Here is a 22137-nt window from a genome sequence, read left to right as displayed (position 1 = left end):
TTATTGTCTAAATATTTCTACCTTTGTTTCATTGTAAGTAACTTGCCCTCCAATATCTGATATACCTGATTCAGTTAAATAATTTGGATTTCCATGTTTAGTCCACCAACCTACATACATTAGAATAACATAATCCGCTACTATATTATCAATATTTAACTTTACATTTATTTTTCCATTTTTATTTTTTAGAGTTACTACTTCATTATTATTTAAATTTAATTTCTTAGCCATTTTTTCATTAATATACGCAACTGAAATTCCCTCTTTATCCATCATATGTTGGCTAGATAAGCTATCTCTTGTATGATTGGTTAGCAATATAAATTTTTCTTCACAAATATTATCTTTATACAAACTATCATTAAAGAATATTTCAAATTTACCTGATTTAGTTTCAAATTTTTTATCTTCCCAAGCTATTGGATTATGGATAGTAAAATAATTATCTTTCAAGTACCTAATATCTATTTGATTATTATATTTTTTTAGAGGTTCTATTACCTTAGTCAAATATTCTTTTTTCCCCACATAAGGGTAATTTTCCACATTAAGAATTCTAGCAAGTTCCTTGAAAAACTCATATTCATCCATTAACATTTCCTTAGGCTCCGTTGCCTTTTCATTGTAAATAATATATGGATTTGTCATTGAACTGTAAATTAAATCTTCACTTTCTAATGTACTAGTAGTTGGAATAAATAAATCACATTCTTTTGCAGTATCTGTCATAAACATATCGAAACAAACCTTAAACTCTATTTTAGAAAATGCTTCTTTTAACTCATTTAAGTTAGCCAATTGATTTAAAAGATTTGATTTAGTAATCACTGCAACTTTTATTGGTGTATTAAAGCTTTTTAATTCACAATTCATACTATCTTTCACATAGATATTTTCTTTATTATAGTAGTCCTTATTTTCAAAAGAAGCTTTTATGAAATCAGCCATTTCACTTACATAGAAGAATCTATTTTCTCCAAATTCTTCACTATTATATGGATCGGAATTAATTACATCAGGATATACTCTATTTGCATAATTTATACCACCGCCACTAAACCCTATCTGTCCAGTTATTGCTCCTAATATATCTACAAGACTTATAGTATTACCACCATTTTTATATTTTTGCATTCCGTATCCAAGTAAAATCGTTGAATACTTATTTGTATATAGATAAACTAATTCCTCGATTTCATCTTTACTTACTCCTGAATCTTTAATTAAATTTTCTAAACTTAAAGATTTTACATACCTCTTATATTCTTCAAATCCCTTAACATATTTACTAATGTATTCTTTATCATGTAACACTTTTTCTATTATTATTTTTCCCATAGCAAGAGCTAGAGCTCCATCACCATTAGGCTTTATCCTAATATATTTATCTGCCATCTCTGCTGTTTTTGTATAAATAGGATCTATAACTACTATCTTACTTCCATTTGCTTTTGCTTTTTTTATACATTGTATAGTATGTACAGATGTAAAGGCAGGATTTTTTCCCCATATAAATATTGATTTACTATTAAACATATCTTCTAAGGAATTACTTCTTACATCTCCAAAATTAAAAGTTTGAGCCTTAATTCCCGCACTCCAGCAAGGTCCACCTTTAGTTTTACTAACTCCTCCATAAAAATTAAAAAATAAATCTCCTATGCTTTTTAATAAAGCCCCATTACCATATTGCTCATAATACAGTATAGACTTTGATGAATATTTATCTTTATAATAACTTAACTTTTTTGCTAATATTGATAATGCTTCATTAAAAGATATCTCCTTCCATTCTCCATTAACTTTCAAAAGGGGATTATAAATTCTATCTTTATGATTTAATCTATCTAAATGAGCAAGCCCTTTCTTACAAACAAATCCTTTGGTAAAGGGATGATCCTTATCCCCTACTATTTTTAAAATTTCATTATCTTCTACATAAATATTAAACTTGCAACAATCAAAACAATCTAATGTACAACCATGACTTAATACTTTCATAATACCCCCTAAATATATATTTAATTTTAATAATTATAAACACTAATTAATCCAATACTATTATATATCTTTATTATAAATTATAATAGGCTGTTCAAATTTAATTTGAACAGCCTATTTAAAATATTCTATACTATTAATTAAAGTTCCTCACCATTAGATGCTATAACTTTCTTATACCAATCAAAGCTCTTTTTCTTGCTTCTCTTTAAAGTTCCTTTTCCTTCATTGTCTCTATCTACATATATAAATCCATAACGTTTTTTCATTTCACCAGTTCCAGCACTTACTAAGTCAATACAACCCCAAGTAGTATATCCAAGTAGATCAACACCATCTAAGTCCACTGCTTCCTTCATTGCCTTAATATGTTCTCTTAAGTATTCAATTCTATAGTCATCTTCAACATATCCATTTTCATCTGGAGCATCAACAGCTCCTAAACCATTTTCTACTATAAATAATGGTTTTTGATATCTATCATATAATGAATTTAATGTTATTCTAAGTCCAAGTGGATCAATTTGCCATCCCCATTCACTTGCATCTAAGTTTGGATTTTTAAGTGATGCAAATATATTTCCTTCAGTTAGCTTATTAACTTCTGGATCTGAACTTGCACATCTTGATGAATAGTAAGAAAATGATATAAAATCTACAGTATATTTCTTTAAGATTTCTTTATCTCCTTCTTCCATATTAATATGAATTCCCTTTCTCTCCATTTCCTTAATAGCATATGCTGGATATTCTCCTCTTGATTGAACATCTATAAAGAAGTAATTTTCTCTATTTTTCTTCATAGCTTCAAGAACATCACCAGGGTTGCAAGTATATGGATAAGTATCTCCTGCTGCTAACATACAACCAACCATATTATTAGGATCTACTTCATGTGCAATCTTAGTAGCTATAGCACTTGCTATTAATTCATGATGTGCTGCTTGATATTTAACTTGTTCCTTATTTTCTCCTTCTTCAAAGCATATTCCAGCTCCCATAAATGGTGCATGAAGTATCATATTTATTTCATTAAATGTTAACCAATATTTAACTAATCCCTTATATCTATTAAAAATAACATTACATAGATTTTCATAGAATCCTACCATTTCTCTATTTCTCCATGCACCGTATTTTTTAATAAGATTCATTGGACAATCAAAATGTGTTATTGTAACTAAGGGTTCCATTCCATATTTATGACACTCTCTAAATAAATCCTCATAAAACTTTAGTCCTTCTTCATTCGGAGTTACATCATCACCATTTGGGAAAATTCTACTCCAAGCAATAGAGCATCTATAAACTTTAAATCCCATTTCTCCAAATAATTTTATATCTTCTTTATAATGATGATACATATCTATAGCTTCTTTTGCTGGATAAAAATGCTCATCATCAAAATCAAACATTTTCATTTCTCCAGCAATAATAGGAAATCTATCTTTTCCTATAGGAACTACATCAACATTTGCAAGACCTCTTCCACCTTCATTGTATCCACCTTCACATTGATTAGCAGCTGTTGCTCCTCCCCATAAAAAATCCTTTCTAAATCCCATTTCATATCCTCCTTATATTTAAAACTTTAATTAAACATTTTTTAACTCTATATTTATATTTTATATAATTTTTAGTATTTTCTATTTTCAAAATTTAAAAATTTTAAAAAACTTAAAATAAAAAACTCTATTGATTTAGAACAATAGAGTTTTCATAACTCATTTAAATTTTATTAAAATGCTGTCCAGCCTGCATCTGCAACTATTTCTGCCCCATTAATTAAACTAGAATCATTACTTGCAAGGAATAAAGCTATTGTTGCTATTTCTTCTGGAGAGCCTGACCTTGGTACATTTCCCAACCCCAATCTAATTCTTGAATATCCAAATTTACTAGGATGACTTGTACCTACTCCAATTTCTGAATCTACTCCTCCAGGACAAATAACATTGCATCTTATACCTTTATCAGCATACATAAATCCAATATTTTTTGTTAATCCTAATAATGCATATTTAGAAGCAGTATAAGAAACTCCTGCTCTACAACCATTTAATCCTCCTATAGAACCAACATTAATTATGTTTCCTCCCCCTTGTTGGATCATTAAGTTTACAGCCTTTCTACAAGCATAAAATGGCCCATTTAAATTAACATTCATTACATTTTGCCATAGTTCATCTTCTACTTCACCTACAGGCATCATTTCATCCATTATACCTGCATTATTAACTAAAATATCAATTTTACCAAAATTCTCAACAGCAAGATCAATCATTTTTTCATTATCTTCTTTTCTTGAAACATCTCCTTGCATTGCAATTATTTTACCCTCATAATTTTTAGATATTTCAACTATTTCATCAAGCTTTTCTTTTCTTCTTGCAACTGCAATAACAGAAGCTCCTTCTTTTGCATAAAGTAGTGCAATAGATCTCCCCATACCTGAACTTGCACCTGTAACTACAGCAACTTTTCCTAAAAGTTTCATATATAATACCTCCCACAATAATTTTATTTATTTAATATATATTACTTTAAATGTATAATATTGACACTTTTTTATCAATATCTAATATAAATATTCAATTTATATAATATTTTTATTTTATTTAGGTGTATTTAATTAGTATAAACACACCATGATTTAAAAACAAAATTACACTTAATTCTTTAAATGGATGTTATAATTATATATAGTATAAATTTGAAAGGAGCTAATAATTTGAAAAATATAATAACTCTAATACTATCATTCGTTACTTTTTATGCAATATTTAATTACTCAGTTAAGTACTTAGTACAAAATAATAAAATATCTTTTAAAACTCCAAAAGATGCAAAAGGAAAGATAATCTGGACTATTATCTGCTGTGCTATTTACATAGTTGGATATGTAATTGTAGACTTTATAGGTCTAGGTATTATAGGATTTAACATAGCTAGAGGATTCTTACTAGCAGTTTTTATAACACTTTTATTATTAGATACATTTAAAAAGTAAACTATTACTATAATAGCTAAATAACTTAAGTATAAAAGAATCTATTACAGTAACTTATATCATTTAATAAAACAAGTACTATGTTAATTCATACTTTTTATTTTTATATGCTATAATTATTAAAAATCATATAAAATCAGAAAGGATACAAAGGATGAAAAAATATATTTCAGAAGTTAAAACACCTAAAATAAGTATTGCGCCTATGGTAGATAAAACTCATAGACATTTTAGATATTTTTCAAGGATTTTAACTAAAGAAGCCCTTTTATATACAGAAATGATAACAGCTCAATCTATTATTAATGGAGATAGAGATAAAATATTATATTTTAGAGAAGAAGAGGGAGCTGTTGCTCTTCAAATAGCAGCTTCTACTCCAGAAGATGCCTATAAAGCAGTAAAACTTTCAGAAGACTATAATTATAGCGAAATAAATTTAAATTGCGGTTGTCCCTCTGACAGAGTTTCAGGAAATCTAATGGGGGCTGCTTTAATGTCTTCAAAAGATTTAGTATATGAAATACTTTGTGCTATGAAGGAAGCTACTAAAAAACCAATAACTATAAAACATAGAATTGGGATAGATGGTACAGGCGTTTTAGAAGGAATAAGTGATAAAATCATTATGGAAGGATATGATGATCTTTTATCATTTTTGGATACTGTCTCTAAAGCAAGACCTGATAGATATACTATTCATGCTAGATCTGCAATATTAAAAGGCTTAAGTCCAAAAGATAATAGAGAAATTCCCCCATTAGATTATAATATGGTATATAATCTAAAAAAAGAATTTGACTACTTAAATATAGAAATAAATGGTGGATTTAAAACTATAGAATCAATTAAAGATGCTTTGACTAAAGTTGATGGTGTTATGATTGGAAGACCTGCTTATGAAAATTGCTATCTTTTAACGAACTTCTATAAACTTTACGAAGGTAATGAAAATAAGAAACCTATTTCTAGAGCTGAAGCTATTAAGGCTTATATTCCATATATTATTGAAGAACTTGAAAAAGGAAATAGTGTTCATGCTTTAGTTTCTCCTTTACAAAGTCTATTTCAAGGCCAAAAAGGAAGTAAAAAATATAAACAACTTTTATCTTCTTCAAATGTAAAAAAAGAAACTATAATTCAAATATTAAATCATATAATTGAGACTATGCCAGAAAATATTCTTTATAATTAATACTTATTTAAATTCCAGTTATCTACACTAAGATATTACTATAGGATGTTGCTAGAAAAATAGCTTCATCCTATATTCCTTGATACAATAAAAAACTGCTTCCAATCTCTATTAAGACTAGAAGCAGTTTAAATATTTTTTAATTCATTTTCAGTTACAATTTAACTATATTTTATAAACTGTATCATTCTTAATCAATTATTTATCTAAAATTTATAAATAATTAGTTTCTTTTTTTCTTTTTATAAACAAATGCTCCACCTACTAAGGATGTTATTCCTAAAAACATTTTAGCTAATGCTGATGGATCACCAGTTTGAGGTAATTTTCCTGACTTTTTATTAGTACCTTCTTCTCCAGAATTTGAAGATCCACCATTTCCTTCTTCTGTTTTTTCCTCAGGCTTAATTTCTGGCTTTTCTTCAGAATTAATTTCTTCAGTATAATCTACAAACGCCTTTATAGCACTTTCTAATGTTCTATTTGCCACAAAAATTTCTTCTCTAGATGCACCCTCTATTAATAGTTCCTCTATTTCATTTGAAGCAGTTTTCAATCCATTAATTACTTCTTCATGTTTATCCATGTTAAACATATTATAACCCTTATCTAATGTTCCAAGCTCTATTCTTCTATCGTCAGATGTTCTAGCAATAACTTTTGCATTAGAGATAGTTTGTTCATTTTGGAATATTTCAACTTTATTTACTAATTCTCCATCAAAAATATTATAAACTAATTTATCCTCATTACCTAAATCTTTTGCTGGTATATATGAAGTTTGAATATTATTGTCCATTCAACACCATCTTTAGATATTTGAATATCTCCATTCATTATCATATTATCAGTTTTTAAATTAGCTTGTTTTATAAAATCATCTAAAACTTTATCTGAAATTACTGCTTTTGAGGCATCTAATTCTGCAATTTGTAATGATAATTTTGATTTTAATTCCCACCAAGTTTGTCTATCACCTTTTAGCATTGCAATAACCATATCTGATGCTGTTGTTGCTGCATCTGCATAATTACTAAGCTTTTGTAATTGTGGTGCAACTTCTTCTAACATTGCAGCATGTAATTTTGATTGAGTATCTGCTACTGCAGATTTAATAATTTCAAATCCAGACTTTAAGCTTTCAAGTTCAGCTGCAGGTAATTGATTGTTATCAACTTTACTCCAGAATGCTTCCATAATAGCTTTCATCTCTGGTGCATCTTCTCTACCAGTATCAAGTCTTGTACTATGATCAGCAAAAACTTTAAAGCTTTCTTTTAATTTTTCGCCTACTATATCAGAAATAGCATTATCCCAAGCTTTATTATAGTCATAAGCTGCTGTATTCCATGCATAATCTGCACCAGTATGTAAAGTTATCTTTGAAGCTTCCCCAAACTCCATTGGATTCATTACAAATCCACCTATTTTTCTATTTAAGTCATTTCCTAAGTTATATATTGGACCTAATCCTAGCTTATTAATATTATAATCATTTACTGGATAGTTCCACCATAAAAGCATTTTTCTATTATAAAGGTTATTTACCTTATCTGCATCTCCTAAAGTTACAGTTTGAGACATAACATCATGTCCAGTCCACGTAACTTCTATATCAGTATCTAAATTTTTTGAAAATCCTTCAGTATATGGCTTAACATTTCCATCACCATCATACATTACTGATGCCCAGTATTGAGTTGGAACAGTTAATAAAGGCTTAACGTCTCCCTTAATTTTTACAAATTCCTTGTTAAATCTATTCATTAGTGCAGCTTGTCCAGCTCCATCATCTGTAAATATATCATCCCAGAAAATTGCAAAGCTTCTTACACCCATTTTATATAAAGATTCACATTTATTAACAAGTGCTTTATAATCAGATTCTGATTTAATATCTATATCCTTTCCAGGTGAAATAGCAAATACAAAGTCAACTTTATTTTCAGTTGCAGTATTTATAAGTTCTTGCATTCTTTCCATTTCTTCTGATGGATATGGCTCTCTCCACTTATCTCTATGATATGGATCATCCTTAGGTGCATATATGTACATATTTAATTTATTCTCACCATAGAATTTAAATTGATCTAATCTATCTTGATGTGTCCATGGATTTCCATAAAATCCTTCTACTATTGCTCTTACGTGCTGAGTCGGATAATCATTTATATATACCTCTGGCATAACTTTTTGTTCATTATCATTAACTATTAATTGTTTTAAAGTTTTAACTCCATAGTAAGTTCCAACTTCATCTATACCTTCTATTGCTATTGTCATAGCGCTATTTTTATTTTCATTAGCTGCAAGTACATATCCTTCATTAACATAAATTGATTCTGAACCTTCTTTATCAATTTCTTTTAAGAAATCATTCATTTCTTGTATGTTATCATCATCTTCACCAATGATTATTGTTGTTGATGCATTATCAAAACTTGCATTAACTTCAAGTCCTAGCTCCTTTAAAACCTCCATTAATTCTCTTACAGCATCTTTATCAGCCTTATCTTGTCCAATTAAGTTCACCTTGTTATATAAGCTAATCCTTCACCTGATGCACCAAGTAATTGAGGTATTGGACTTATAGTAGGTGTCTCAACCTTTAATCTAATTACTTTCTTTCCTTAATCATTAACTGTTTCTGCAAAAGCAATTGTTGATATTGTTGTAAAAATAAAAAAAAAGCTATGCCCAAAAATTTATAATTCTTATAATATTATTTTGACATTGTACTGATAAAAAGAGTAATAATAATTTGAAAATTATTATTACTCTTTTATAAAAATTATTATTTTTTAACTAAATAAGTTTTATTGTTAAAATTTTTTCATTTAATTATTTATACTTTTCTTCTTTAATGTTATTATTCCGGCTAATAATATTATTCCACCTATTGCAAGAGGAATAATTGGAGATGTCCCTCCTGTATTAGGTAAGTCCCCTTGATCTTTTCCAGAATTATTTCCATTATTATTTGCATTATTATCGTTACTTTCATTGTCATTTCCGCCATTGTTGTTGTTTCCAACTTCTGATTTTTTAACTAAATCTTCAATAGCAGATTTTAATGTATTTACTGCATTATCTACTTCGTCTTGAGTAGCCCCTGTGTTTTCTAATACTTCTTTCGCTAAGTTTAATGATTCTTCGAAAGTTTTCCATGTCTCTGAAGTATAATCTTCTACTTTAAGTTTTTCTGCTTCATTAATTACATTTACTAACTCTTCTTTATTAACTTCTACATCTTTTTTCATTGTTGAAATTCCTATTTCATAAAGAGTTGGTGCCACACCATCCCATGCAATTTTTATTTCAAAGACATTATTGAAATTGGATGTATCAAATATATTTACATTCTTAGATAATGTTCCAAGTTCTGACCAACCGTCTTCAGTTCTCACTGAAACTAAAGCATTTGAAATAGTTAATTGATTTTGAATTATTGTAAAGTTAGTTATATCTGTATTCTCTGAAATCTTATATACAAGACTTCCTGTCTTAGGTGCATTTTCTTGTGGCTTAAATGCTGTGCTTAATTTACCATCAATTAAATTACTTGGAGAAAATTTATCTTCTGCAGCTGGACTTACGTCAAATGTAACATCATTATCTGAATACTCTACTTCTAAATTTGCGATATCAAATTTAACTGTATTTTTTGATTTATTAATTATACGAACATAACGCGCATCTACTTTTTCTGTTGAATCTGATACACTTGTCCATTCAACACCATTAATTGATGTTTCTAATGTTAACTTATCATTATTAGTAATATCAGCAATAATATTTGTTATCTCTCTAATTTTATTTAATTTTATACCAATATATTCATTTTCAGACAATGTTACTTCATTCACTCCTGCTAAAGTTGCATTTGATGGGTAAATATCAATTGTATTTCCTTTTAACAAATCAACATTTGTATACACATCTCTCTTTATGTGATCAACATCATCTTTGTTTATTGAAAACTCTCTAACTGAAATCCAGTTATTTTTAATTTCTCCTACCGGAATAACTCTCACATATTTAGCTTTTACATTAAGATTTTCTACAACTATTTTTTCTTTTTCCGGACCATATTCAATACCATCTATATCAGTCCAGCTTTCTCCGTCCATTGAATATTGGAATTTAACAAAATTAAATTTGTCTCCAGCACCTGGTTCACCTTGTTCGAATATAATACTGTTAACTTCTGTTACATCACTCAATTCTAAAGCAACATAGTCATCTTCTTTTGCAGCTCTACGGATCCACATAGTTGATAATCTAGAATTATCTCCATCAACTATATTTTGAACATTTCCCCAATATAAGTTATATCCCATATTTGTGTAAGGGAATAATGATAGCTTGTTAGTATCTGGATTAATTGCTTGAGTAATTTTTTCACCAATTATCCTTGATAAATCTTTTACAAATGGTACTAAATGTCTACTTCCTGGTTCTGGTCTAATTAGTCCATCAATTCCTTGAACTCTATAACTTCTTGAAGAAGTATACTCACTTTCACCTAAACCATAATACTTAATAGCTTCTTCATAATTTCCTTCTTCTAAAGCAAGTGCAGCATTAATGTATGCAATTGTTGATTCAGATAAATCTCTCAAAGAATCAACCCATGCTTCAATTTCATTTTTCATTAGCTCATTTTGTGATTTTTGTGCAAAGTTATTAGTTGCATCTAAAATCTCTTGATATTCTGCTAAAACAATCTTACTATCTTCTACTATTGATTCTTTTCTAAATAATTTTTTTGTGAAATCTTGAATTATTGGTCTTAATTCTTCTGATTCTTCTAATGTTAATCCATGCCAAGTTGGAGCAGGATCACTCATATGCTTTGCAAATGTATATAACTCTTCAGTTGCATTTGGTTCAATATATTTAAATGAATCTTCCCAACTCTTATCCATGTCAAAGCCAGCGCGATTCCATCCATAGTCTGCAATTGCAAATAAAGATACCTTTGAAGCTTGTGCTTCTTGCATTGGATTTGTTACTATCCCTCTAAAGTTTGTAACATTAGGATCTAACATTTCACCTTTTCCCATTAATAAACGACTATTATTAATATCATTTACTGGCCAGTTTAGCCACATAAATGGTTCTCTTCCTACTGCTTCTTTAAAGAAATCAAAAGTTTCTTCTGTTACATAACCAAGTATAGTATCTCCTGTCCATAATATTTCAGTACTTTCAGGCATATTAGAAATTGTGTTTAAATATTCATTATTAACATCTCCGCCTGCAGATTCCTTTGTATATACTTTAGGAACAAAAAGGAAGCTATCTACATCGCCTTTTGATAATCTCCATTCCTCTAAATCCTTCATAAGCCTTACTTGATCTTTTGCTTCTCCTTCAGCATCATCAGCAAGTACACCAAATTGACGCACACCTATACTGTACAATTGCTCGAATTTTGCAATAATTTTTGATAAATCACTTTGATAGTTTTCATCTGTATCAAACTTCATTCCATCTTTTAAGAATGGGTGAATTGTCCATATAAATCTATTCTTTGTTTGTTCTCCAACTTCAACTAGTTCTTTAAGTTCTTCTAGCTTCTCACTTGGATATGGTTCTCTCCATTTAAGACTGTGGTATTCATCATCTTTTGGTGCAAAAATATATGTATTCATCTTAAAGTCTCCACCAAATTCCATTAAATCCTTACGATTTTCATTACTCCAAGGAATACCATAATATCCTTCTATAAACCCTCTCCAATATCCATCTGAATAATCTTTTATTACTAAATCTTTTATTTCATTACCTTCTATTTGTTTAAATATTAATTTTAGTGATGTAAGTCCATAAAAAGCTGAATCACTATCTTTACCTAATACTGCAATAACATTATCATCTACTGATACTATATGCGAATCTATTTTTTCAAAATGCTTATCATCACTTAAACCTTTACTATTAAAATAATTATCTACAATACCATTAGAATTATTTATTCCTACTAAAAAATTTGTTTGGTCTTTTTTTATTTCTGTTCCTATTTCATATGAAATACCTTTAATAGCTAATACTTCAAACAATCTATTTTTAGTTGCATCGTCAATTCCATCTTCAAATACAACATTTACTGTACTTTGAAGGTTTACTTTACCATTTCCATATTCAATACTCTGTGGAACTGGGTATATCTCATATTCTCCGCTTTTTACCTCACTTTCATCTAAAGCTTTAGCATTCAAGGTAAATACATTTGGTACTAATGTAAATAACATAATTACCATCATAACTTTTGCTATAACTCTAATTTTTTTCTTACTTTTTAGTTGCATTCTCTGCTCCCCCTTAGTTTAAAATATATAATATAATATTCAATTTAATATCTGTTTAAACTATTATTAATAGTTTAAACAGATTAAATTAAACAATATTAACAATAAAAAAGTGAATCTATATAATTTACCTTATTCTGTCACCACACTCTAAGTCATTGCAAAATTAATTTATCAACTTCAAAAACTGAATAATTATAAAATTTATTCAAATATTAACCTTTTATAACTGCTTTAGAAATAAAAAAAAAGCTGAAAAAGATATACTTATCTTCTTCAGCTAATGCTCTAAATTTAATTAGATTGCACGCTAATACTTAGCAATTTTTACTTATGTTAACATTATATGTGTAATAATTAATATAGTCAATATTTTTTTACTATTTTATAATTACTTTGTTACCTCTAGATATCTATATTAGGATATCTTTATTGAAGGTAATTACAATAATGGTATTGAGCTTTCTAATTTAAGAAGCTTTACTACTACTAAATACAAATTATAATAAAAAAGAATCCTACTCACCTTTAGGATTCTTAGTTAGGGGTTAATTATAAAAAAATTAATGAGAAAATTGATTAAAAGTAACTGCACGTTCTTATTAATCAATTGATAATAATTATCAATATCTTTATAAATATAATACATTGTTATTTTATTTATGTCAATATTATTTTTATGAAATTTTCTAAATATTCTAAGACACTAACAGCAGGAATACTCACATATAAAGAAAAAATTGCTCCTAAAACCATAGAGGCCAGAAGCAATTTAAAAATACTTTTCTATTCTTCAATTTCTATTGAGTTGTTCTTAATTATATTTTTATACCATTCAAAACTTTTCTTTTTACTTCTTTTATATGTTCCATTTCCTAAATCATCTGCATCTACATATATAAATCCATATCTTTTTGACATTTGTGAAGTTGAAGCACTTACTATATCAATACAAGCCCAAGAAGTATATCCCATACATTCTACCCCTTCGTCTATTGCTATAGCAATTTGTTCAAAGTGTTTTTTGAAATAGTCTATTCTATAATCATCATTAATAGAACCATCTTCCTCCACCTTATCATAAGCACCTATTCCATTTTCAACTATCCATAGTGGCTTTTGATATCTATCGTATAAATCTATTAATGAAACTCTTAATCCCTTTGGATCTACTTGCCATCCCCATTCACTTGTTGGAAGATATGGATTTTTAACTCCAGTAACTAGATTTCCTCCAACCTTTTCTCTTTGTTCGGCATTGACACTTTGCACCATAGACATGTAATAACTAAAGGAAATAAAATCTACTGTATATTGTTGTAATATAGCTTCATCGCATTCTAACATTTTAACATTAATATTGTTCTTCTTAAAATAATTTAAGACATGTCTAGGATATTTCCCTAATACTTGCACATCTGTATAAACAAAGTTATTTCTATTATCTTTTTGAGCTAAAATTATATCATCTGGATTACAAGTTTCAGGATATGTTAAAGTTTTAGTAACCATACATCCAACTTGTGAACCTGGAATTATTTCATGACAATATTTAGTTGCTAAAGCACTTGCTACAAATTGATTATGTAGAGATTGATAAATTGCTTCTTCTGCTTCTTTTTTATTAGCATATTTTTCTTCTACTACTCCAACTGTAGTAAACGGATGACGGAATACACTATCAATTTCATTAAATGTAAGCCAGTATTTTACTAAATACTTATATCTTTCAAAACATACTTTTGCATATTTAACAAACATATCTACAACTTCTCTAGAAACCCAACCATCATAGTTATTTACTAAATATATTGGCATTTCATAATGAGATAAAGTTACTAAAGGTTCTATTCCACTTTTTCTAAGTTCTTTAAAAAGCTCCTCATAAAATGCTAATCCACTTTCATTTGGCTTGTCTTCATTTCCATTTGGGAAAATACGAGTCCATGCTATAGATACACGTAAAGTTTTAAATCCCATCTCTTTAAATAAAGCTATATCCTCTTTATAGTGATGATAAAAATCTATCCCTCTACGTTTTGGATAATACATATCATCTTTAGCTTCCATTGCATTTTTTATATCCTCTAATCCAACATGCCACTGCTTAACATAATCTTTTATATCTATATCTGGTTTATACATAGCAACATCTGCTACTGACATTCCTTTACCATCAACATTCCATGCACCTTCAGCTTGATTGGCTGCAATTGCTCCTCCCCATAAAAATCCATCAGGAAAAGATAATATTTTTTTCATATAAGCTACCTCCACTATCTCTCTAAATTTTCACCATTAGTTGCAATAATTTGCTTGTAATAATTATAACTGTCTTTCTTAATACGTTTTAAAGAGCCATTTCCGTCATTATCCCTATCTACATAAACAAAACCATATCTTTTTTTCATTTCTCCAGTGCCTGCTGAAACAATATCTATTGGTCCCCACCAAGTATATCCTAATATATCTGCTCCATCTTCAATAGCTTCATTCATCATTATTACATGCTTCTTTAGGTAATCCATTCTTTCATAATCATGTATCTTACCCTCTTCTGTAATTTCATCAATAGCACCTAATCCATTTTCTACTATAAATAAAGGCTTATGATATCTATCTGTTAATTCGTTACATACATATCTTAATCCTAATGGATCTATCGGCCATCCCCATTTAGTCTCACTTAAATAAGGATTCTTCTTTCCTAATAATCCACCTGTATTACCTAAAATCTTCATTCCTGCTTCATGTAAAGAGGATCTATAATAACTAAATCCTAAATAATCACAAACACCTTTTTTAAGAACTTCCTTATCTCCATCTTCCATTTCTATATTAATATTATTTTCTTTAGAAATACGATTAAAATATGAAGGATATTCTCCAAGCATTTGTATATCACTATAAAATAATGATCTCCTTCTTAATTCATAAGATTCAAATACATCTTCTGGATTGCAAGAAGCTGGATATATAGGAGATAATGATAGCATACATCCTATTTTAAAGTCTTTATTAATTTCATGCCCCATAATCACAGCCTTTGCACTTGCTACCAGCATATTATGACTTGCTTGATATATATCCTGTAACTTGTTTTCATCTTCTTTAACTACTATTGCAGCAGCTATAAGCGGTAATGTATGAGCATGATTAATTTCATTGAAAGTCATCCAATACTTAACTTTATCCTTATATCTTTTAAATATAACATTACAATAGTTAGTATAAAAGTCTATAAGTTTTCTATTTTTCCATCCTCCATACTTAGTTATTAAATTAAGTGGAGTTTCAAAATGTGAAATGGTTATAACAGGTTCCATTCCATATTTTAATAACTCATCAAATAAATTATCATAAAACTCTAGTCCCTTTTCGTTAGGTTCTTTGTCATCTCCATTAGGGAATATACGACTCCAAGCTATAGAAGTTCTAAAGCACTTCATTCCTAGATCGGATAATTCCTTAATATCCTCCTTATAGGTATGGTAAAAGTCTATAGCTTCATGACTAGGATAATATTTTTCTTCATTAATTTCTAATTCTACATCTTTAAATCTATTTGCTCCAACTGGTAGTATATCTGCAATGCTTAATCCTTTGCCATCTTCATTATAAGCACCTTCAGCCTGATTTGCTGCAATTGCTCCTCCCCATAAAAAGTTTTTAGGAAATGTCATTTTTATGCCTCCTCCCCTATTAGTTCTAAAACTTTATCTTCATTTTTTACATTACGATAATTTTCTTTTTTTAAAGTTTTATTATTTGCTTCAGTTATTAAAAGCATAGTTGTAGGATCATATCCTTTTTCTTTTATCTTCTTTAAATCAAACTCTATTAATTTTTGACCTATTGTTACTTTTTCTCCTTGCTTAACTAAAAGTTTAAAACATTCTCCATTTAATTCTACTGTATTAATACCAACATGAATTAAAATTTCAATATTATTATCACTTTTTAACCCTATTGCATGTCCTGTAGGAAATGCAACTTCTATTGTTCCATCTACAGGTGATGTTATTTCGCCAATTTCAGGTACAAATGCCACTCCATCTCCCATAGTTTTACTTGAAAAAACAGGATCCTTTACATCTTCTAATGGAATCATCTCTCCTTTAACACAAGCTGCTAATTCTGATGGTTTTAACGAACTTTTTTTAGTTTTAGATGCATCCTCTTCAAATCCTAATATATAAGTTAAAAGTGCTGATAGTGTAAATGCCATAGCTATACCTATTAAATAAATTACAAATGTATCTCCAAAGAATGCTGGTAAAGTTGTTAATGCTGGGAATACATAAACCATAGCCTTAGTTTGGAACATTCCCATAAATGCTCCTGCTATACCACCTGATATTGTTAGAGCAATTAAAGGCTTTTTATATTTTACTGCTAACCCATATACTATTGGTTCTGTTATACCACCTAATAAAGCTGGAATCATTGTTGAAGCTGCAAATGCTCTCGTTTCCTTCTTTTTAGAACGAAGTACTACTCCTAAAGCAACACCTGCACTTGCAAATGTAGCAGCTGCAATCATTGGTCTAATAACATCATAACCTTGGTTTGCAATATTGTTTATCATTATAGGAACAACTCCCCAGTGAATACCCATCATTACAAGGAATGTCCATCCTGCTCCAACTACTAAACCTGCTAATAATCCACTCTTATCACTTAAGAAATTAATTAAATCTCCCATTCCATTACCTAAAGTAACTCCAATCGGTCCTATTACTATAACCGCTAATGGTACCATAACTAATAATGCTACTGCTGATAAAGTAAATATTTCTATACTCTTAGGAATAAATTTCTTTAAAAATCTTTCAACATATGAATATACCCAAATAGTTAATATTGCAGGAATAACTGTTCCAGAATACCCCATAAGAACAACTGGAATTCCAAAAAAATCAACTACATCACCTGTTGCTTGCATAAGTCCAGAAAAATTAGGTTCCATTAATGCACCAACTATTGCAACAGCAACAAATTGATTTACTTTAAATGTTTTTGCAGTACTAAATGCTAAGAATAACGGTAGGAAATAAAATACACTATTGCCTGCGGCACTTAAAATCTTATACGTGCTTCCTGTGTTGTCCATAAATCCATAAGTTGTTAAAATTACAAGTAATGCTTTTATCATCCCCGCTCCAGCTAGAGCTATAATAATTGGATTAAATATAGATGCCATTGTATTAAACATACGAGTTAATATATTTCCTGATGGCTTTTCTTCTGCATCATCTATATTCATTGATTTGCTCTTAATTTCTGGAAATATATTTAATACAGTTTCAAATACATCTGTAACATGATTTCCTATAACTACTTGGAACTGTCCATTACCTTCTACAACAGATAAAACACCTTGTATATTTTTAATTGCTTCTCTATCAGCTTTTGATGAATCTTTCAGTTTAAATCTTAATCTTGTTACACAATGGAATAAGCTATTTATATTTCCTACTCCTCCTACTTTTTCAACTACTTCTTTTGCTAGTGAATCATAGTTTTTCTTAGCCATTATAATTCCTCCTAAACATATTCTTCACGATGACACCGGTTACATCTCATACCATGATTATAACATTGAAAATTTTTACATAATTAAATTTCGCTTTTTGGAAACTTTAGAAAAATAAAAAAAAGCATGGTATAATAAAATTTAACCATGCTAATTTCTATTTATTAATGCTATCTTTTAACTTCTTATATTTAAAGGTTATAAAGTCAGTAATAACCTGATACAATATTGCATGTGTTTGCACATCAGAACTATGCTGAAAGTCTATACATAAGTCAACATAGGGATGACTTTCCATATCTTTATTAGCAGTAATAACAACTATTTTAGCCTTAGTTTGTTTAAATATATTCTTATCTATATTACCTTGCATCATTTGATACTTCTTTATATAATCACCTGAGTTTGTAAATATTATAATTAAGGTATCATCTTGAGCATTTTTTATAAATTCATCTTGCTTAATATCGTGCATATGAGAAATTATATATTTTCCATTATATGCAAGCTTAGATTGAAAATCCATAGCCGCTGATTCTGAATATAATAGTCCAAATGCTGCAACTTTATCATAGTTTATTAAATCCCGAGCTAATTCTTCAATTTTATCCATGCTTATATTAAACTTAATTAATTCCAGATCATTAATAATTCTATCAATATATTCTTCCTTAGTATGTTCTTCCATAAATCCAAGAATATTATCATTATAATTTAAATGATTCGATTCCTTGTTACTTCTATATGATGCTGCCGCTTTTAGTTCTATAAAATCATCAAATCCTATATACCTAGTAAACTTCGAAATTGTAGATTTTGATACAAAGCATAAATCTGCTACTTCTTGTATAGTCATATTTTGAATAGCATCATAATTGCATAATAAAATATTAGCTATATGATAATATGTAGAACTTTCTTTTCCATCATTTAATATAATCAGTAATCTATTTAATAATGTCCCCATAACTGTTCTCCTAAAAATCAATTTTTCTCTTTAGTTTAATATAACTTTTTTAAAATTCAATTAAATTTAATCCTATTTCTTCACTAAATTTTCTTCCTACTTCACCATTTATTTTATGAATTATTATTTCTGAAGTTGCACTTATAACAGCCTTATTTAAATGTCCACCAATACATTTACCCTCTGCATTTGCAAAAGTACCATGTATATGTAAATAAACTTCGCCATTCATTCTAGATATATTTCCAGTTAAATTTGTTATTTCAAAATCCTCTTCAAAAGTATTTGAATAATATTTCTTTTCGTCTACCTTAAAAAGTCCAACAACTACTTGATTAGTTGCACCAAGCCCTGAAATTGAACCAGCTTTAATATTTTCTCTTTCACAAAGTTTTTTAATAGATTCAATAACTTCTTCACCTTTTTCTAATCTCAATACAATTGTTTCACCAAATACTCTGTATTCCATCTTTATCAACTCCATCTAAAAAAATTATTTATTTTCATTATATTATCAATTTTACCATAAAAATAAAACTATGAGTAACATAGTTATTCACAGTCTTATTTTTTTTATCTTTGGAAAACCGAGAACTTTGCATTATCTATGAATATAGTATATACATTTTCATCTTGAATTAAATTCAAAAATGTATCTACATCAGTATATAAAAGAATTCCATAGGTGTTTATTCCATTAGATTCAATATAATTTAATGCTTCGCTATATATTGTACTAGATATATTATTTACATTAAAGAAAGTTTTTAAAAAATCTTCTCTTGAAGACATATATTTTAATAATGATTTAAAATGCGTTTCTAATATTTCAGTACTATATCCATTATCATATTCTTCATTCCCTAACTCAAAACATGGATAATCTTCTTCCGACAAAGTCCCATTTTCTATAATAACACCTGTACCAGTTGGATCAAAACCAACTTTCGTATACGTATTAGAATCAGTAGTTCTAATTGCAATCCAATTAGATGTAAAATTATACTTTTTTTCTAAAGACTTAAGTTCATCAAGAGATAAATCTTTCTTAAAGGATATATATGAAGATATTACACTTCCTTTAGGTAATTCCTTAACATTATTAATTAGATACTCTCTTTCTTCCTTATTTTGTCCATAAGTAGAACTACCATCTTTATTAATATTTAAAACATTTTTATTATCTACATCATAGAAAATATTTATTGCTGGGAACTTATATAGGTTATTATTTTGTGTTATAAGCTCATTTCTAACGACCTTTCCATTAAAAACAACATTTTCACCAGTAAATAAATTATTTTGATTTATTGTTATATCATACTTTCCTAAACCTAACCCTTCAACATTCGTATTATCAGTAGTATATCCAGGTAAATGTAATTCTGTAAAAGTACTCATATCAATAAAAAGTTCATCTTGATTTTGTTGATTTGTTATTTTTCCACTTGGATTATAAAAAAAAATGTTATAACTAGGTAGTATTAAAAAATTTATTAATAATATTATTAATAAGACACTTACTACTGATAAACCAACTACCTTTCTAAACTTTTTATTTACTGCTTTCTTTATAACTTTAGTCTCCATTTCATCTAAGCCTATATCATCACTTATATTGTCTATTTCCCCAAATATATTTTCTGATAAATAATCATTAATCAATTCATTTTTCTCAATTTCCTCTTCAATAATTTTTATTTCTTCTTCTGTTGCCGTTCCATTTTTATATTTTTCAAATATATACTTAAAACTCATACTTACCCTCCCTTAAAATTTTTGCAAGTTTTTGTCTACCACGATATAATATATTTCTTGTAGCACCTTCAGAAAGAGTTAAATTCTTTGCAATTTCACTTGTCTTTAGATTCATAAAATAAAACAGTATTATTACTTCTCTGTATGTTTCAGGAAGTTGTAAAATTGCATTAAACAATTCTCGTTTTTCCTCTTCTTTTATAATTTTAAAAATAATATTTTCTTCACTTCTTAGATCTTCTTCAATATCTTTATAAGTTATTTTTTTATTTTTTCTATAGTAATCTACAATTAAATTTTTACAAACATATAATAACCAATACTTTATATTTCCTTCACATTTGTCTATAGTTACAAAGGCTCTATAGAAAGTTTCACTAACTACATCTTCAGTAATATGATAATCTTTGCAAATTGAAAAAGCATAGAGATATAAATCTTTATAATATATCTTATATATTTTTTCTATTTCATAATTATTCATTTCTTCCCCCCTTCATAACATAAACGCTGGAAAATATAAAATGTCACACTTCTTATATAATTTTATCATTATTAAATTATATAAGAAGTGTGGCTGTTTTTAAATTTATATTATTAAAATAAAAAAGTATTAAAATATCATATCTAGGTTCCGTCGCTTCGCTCCAAGTCACCTTGCTATGATATTTTAATACTTCAAAACTGAAGGATGGAAATTATAAAAAGTTATTCATAGGGTAACATCTTTATAATTTCCTAAAGAATAAAAAAGCTTCCTAGAAAACTAGGAAGCTATATATATTAAATTACTTTAGCCATTTTTATTACTCTTTCACCTAAAAGTACTCTATCAAAAATCTTACTATAATTTAGCTTTTCATAGAACTTTGTTACTTTTTCATTTTTTGCAAGTAATGATATTCCTTCAAAATCTTCTTTTTTAGCAACTTGCTCTGCATATAACATAAGCATTTTACCAACTCCAAGACCTCTCGCTTTTTCATCTGTAGCTACATTAGAAATATAAAGATTTCCTCTTCTACATTCCCTAAATATCATATATTTAATTGAATTAACTATATATAATATCTTTTCAGTAAATCCTTCTATCTTATTAATTTGTTTTATATCTGTTTCAATACTCAATTTATTTAACTTATCATAAGGAATTAATATTATTGCACCAATTACTTTGTTATCTAATTCAGCAACTGTTATATAATCAGTACTATATCTTGACTCCTTACTTCTAATTAATGTCTTTAAATTATCTAAAGTTTCTTCTTTAGATTCTCCCCCTCATACATCTACAGGGTTAACTTCAGTATAATAAATTAACTTTGCTATTTTATCTATATCCCTAAAAGTAGC

16 protein-coding genes are annotated in these 22137 nt (G+C 28.1%); 2 read left to right on the top strand and 14 right to left on the bottom strand.

The window, feature by feature from the left end; genetic code table 11:
- The 3 genes from ACQPUY_RS06130 to ACQPUY_RS06120 form a co-directional block, all read right to left on the bottom strand.
- Entirely contained in the window at positions 1-2004 is a 2004-nt protein-coding gene (locus tag ACQPUY_RS06130) for a molybdopterin-dependent oxidoreductase (protein ID WP_430840238.1), read from the bottom strand.
- A 140-nt stretch (positions 2005-2144) separates the two neighbouring features.
- The gene (locus ACQPUY_RS06125; protein WP_430840237.1) at positions 2145-3569 is read right to left on the bottom strand and encodes a 6-phospho-beta-glucosidase; all 1425 of its coding nucleotides are present in this window, start codon (positions 3567-3569) and stop codon (positions 2145-2147) included.
- Positions 3570-3742: 173 nt separating this feature from the next.
- The gene (locus ACQPUY_RS06120) at positions 3743-4501 is read right to left on the bottom strand and encodes an SDR family NAD(P)-dependent oxidoreductase (protein WP_430840236.1); all 759 of its coding nucleotides are present in this window, start codon (positions 4499-4501) and stop codon (positions 3743-3745) included.
- Positions 4502-4735: 234 nt separating this feature from the next.
- Here ACQPUY_RS06120 and ACQPUY_RS06115 point away from each other — a divergent pair, with 234 nt between their 5' ends.
- Together ACQPUY_RS06115 and dusA are read left to right on the top strand one after the other, a co-directional pair.
- Positions 4736-5014 carry a hypothetical protein gene (locus tag ACQPUY_RS06115; RefSeq protein WP_430840235.1) on the top strand — a complete coding sequence of 93 codons (279 nt, stop codon included), beginning with the start codon at positions 4736-4738 and terminating at the stop codon, positions 5012-5014.
- A 154-nt stretch (positions 5015-5168) separates the two neighbouring features.
- Positions 5169-6209 (top strand): tRNA dihydrouridine(20/20a) synthase DusA, encoded by a 1041-nt coding sequence (gene dusA / locus ACQPUY_RS06110; protein WP_430840234.1) that lies wholly within the window; start codon positions 5169-5171, stop codon positions 6207-6209.
- Between the two features lie 223 nt (positions 6210-6432).
- On the opposite strand, the gene ACQPUY_RS06105 is transcribed toward dusA, so the two are convergent.
- The 11 genes from ACQPUY_RS06105 to ACQPUY_RS06055 all read right to left on the bottom strand — a co-directional run bounded on the left by ACQPUY_RS06105 (position 6433) and on the right by ACQPUY_RS06055 (position 21984).
- On the bottom strand, positions 6433-7008 hold the full coding sequence (locus ACQPUY_RS06105; RefSeq protein WP_430840233.1) for an LPXTG cell wall anchor domain-containing protein: 576 nt from the start codon (positions 7006-7008) through the stop codon (positions 6433-6435).
- Complete coding sequence (locus tag ACQPUY_RS06100; protein WP_430840263.1) at positions 6963-8759, bottom strand: beta-N-acetylhexosaminidase family protein; 1797 nt, start codon at positions 8757-8759, stop codon at positions 6963-6965. The genes ACQPUY_RS06105 and ACQPUY_RS06100 overlap by 46 nt, the downstream gene beginning before the upstream one ends.
- Before the next feature lie 287 nt (positions 8760-9046).
- A complete protein-coding gene (locus ACQPUY_RS06095; protein ID WP_430840232.1) occupies positions 9047-12523 on the bottom strand; it encodes a beta-N-acetylglucosaminidase domain-containing protein in 3477 nt (1158 codons plus the stop codon).
- A 786-nt stretch (positions 12524-13309) separates the two neighbouring features.
- Positions 13310-14785 carry a glycoside hydrolase family 1 protein gene (locus ACQPUY_RS06090; protein WP_430840231.1) on the bottom strand — a complete coding sequence of 492 codons (1476 nt, stop codon included), beginning with the start codon at positions 14783-14785 and terminating at the stop codon, positions 13310-13312.
- A 14-nt stretch (positions 14786-14799) separates the two neighbouring features.
- Positions 14800-16206, bottom strand: a complete 1407-nt coding sequence (locus ACQPUY_RS06085; RefSeq protein WP_430840230.1) for a glycoside hydrolase family 1 protein — start codon at positions 16204-16206, stop codon at positions 14800-14802.
- A 2-nt stretch (positions 16207-16208) separates the two neighbouring features.
- Positions 16209-18059 (bottom strand): beta-glucoside-specific PTS transporter subunit IIABC, encoded by a 1851-nt coding sequence (locus ACQPUY_RS06080; RefSeq protein ID WP_430840229.1) that lies wholly within the window; start codon positions 18057-18059, stop codon positions 16209-16211.
- Positions 18060-18216: 157 nt separating this feature from the next.
- Positions 18217-19026 (bottom strand): MurR/RpiR family transcriptional regulator, encoded by an 810-nt coding sequence (locus tag ACQPUY_RS06075; RefSeq protein ID WP_430840228.1) that lies wholly within the window; start codon positions 19024-19026, stop codon positions 18217-18219.
- Positions 19027-19075: 49 nt separating this feature from the next.
- Complete coding sequence (locus ACQPUY_RS06070; protein ID WP_430840227.1) at positions 19076-19495, bottom strand: PPC domain-containing DNA-binding protein; 420 nt, start codon at positions 19493-19495, stop codon at positions 19076-19078.
- Positions 19496-19599: 104 nt separating this feature from the next.
- A complete protein-coding gene (locus tag ACQPUY_RS06065) occupies positions 19600-20784 on the bottom strand; it encodes an anti sigma factor C-terminal domain-containing protein (protein ID WP_430840226.1) in 1185 nt (394 codons plus the stop codon).
- Positions 20774-21268: an RNA polymerase sigma factor gene (locus ACQPUY_RS06060; protein WP_430840225.1), complete on the bottom strand. Its 495-nt coding sequence runs from the start codon at positions 21266-21268 to the stop codon at positions 20774-20776. The genes ACQPUY_RS06065 and ACQPUY_RS06060 overlap by 11 nt, the downstream gene beginning before the upstream one ends.
- A 299-nt stretch (positions 21269-21567) precedes the next feature.
- Positions 21568-21984, bottom strand: a complete 417-nt coding sequence (locus ACQPUY_RS06055; protein WP_430840262.1) for a GNAT family N-acetyltransferase — start codon at positions 21982-21984, stop codon at positions 21568-21570.
- Between the last annotated feature and the right edge of the window lie 153 nt (positions 21985-22137).

The organism is Clostridium nigeriense (assembly GCF_050585245.1).
Taxonomy (GTDB): domain Bacteria; phylum Bacillota; class Clostridia; order Clostridiales; family Clostridiaceae; genus Clostridium; species Clostridium nigeriense_A.
Note: the sequence above shows the minus strand (reverse complement) of the source record. Positions and strands in the feature narration are given on the sequence as shown.

What these genes read in the sequence shown, in the direction of transcription:
- ACQPUY_RS06130 (WP_430840238.1), bottom strand. Translation starts at nt 2,004, where the DNA reads ATGAAAGTATTAAGTCATGGTTGTACATTAGATTGTTTTGATTGTTGC.
- ACQPUY_RS06125 (WP_430840237.1), bottom strand. Translation starts at nt 3,569, where the DNA reads ATGGGATTTAGAAAGGATTTTTTATGGGGAGGAGCAACAGCTGCTAAT.
- ACQPUY_RS06120 (WP_430840236.1), bottom strand. Translation starts at nt 4,501, where the DNA reads ATGAAACTTTTAGGAAAAGTTGCTGTAGTTACAGGTGCAAGTTCAGGT.
- dusA (WP_430840234.1), top strand. Translation starts at nt 5,169, where the DNA reads ATGAAAAAATATATTTCAGAAGTTAAAACACCTAAAATAAGTATTGCG.
- ACQPUY_RS06105 (WP_430840233.1), bottom strand. Translation starts at nt 7,008, where the DNA reads ATGGACAATAATATTCAAACTTCATATATACCAGCAAAAGATTTAGGT.
- ACQPUY_RS06095 (WP_430840232.1), bottom strand. Translation starts at nt 12,523, where the DNA reads ATGCAACTAAAAAGTAAGAAAAAAATTAGAGTTATAGCAAAAGTTATG.
- ACQPUY_RS06090 (WP_430840231.1), bottom strand. Translation starts at nt 14,785, where the DNA reads ATGAAAAAAATATTATCTTTTCCTGATGGATTTTTATGGGGAGGAGCA.
- ACQPUY_RS06085 (WP_430840230.1), bottom strand. Translation starts at nt 16,206, where the DNA reads ATGACATTTCCTAAAAACTTTTTATGGGGAGGAGCAATTGCAGCAAAT.
- ACQPUY_RS06080 (WP_430840229.1), bottom strand. Translation starts at nt 18,059, where the DNA reads ATGGCTAAGAAAAACTATGATTCACTAGCAAAAGAAGTAGTTGAAAAA.
- ACQPUY_RS06075 (WP_430840228.1), bottom strand. Translation starts at nt 19,026, where the DNA reads ATGGGGACATTATTAAATAGATTACTGATTATATTAAATGATGGAAAA.
- ACQPUY_RS06070 (WP_430840227.1), bottom strand. Translation starts at nt 19,495, where the DNA reads ATGGAATACAGAGTATTTGGTGAAACAATTGTATTGAGATTAGAAAAA.
- ACQPUY_RS06065 (WP_430840226.1), bottom strand. Translation starts at nt 20,784, where the DNA reads ATGAGTTTTAAGTATATATTTGAAAAATATAAAAATGGAACGGCAACA.
- ACQPUY_RS06060 (WP_430840225.1), bottom strand. Translation starts at nt 21,268, where the DNA reads ATGAATAATTATGAAATAGAAAAAATATATAAGATATATTATAAAGAT.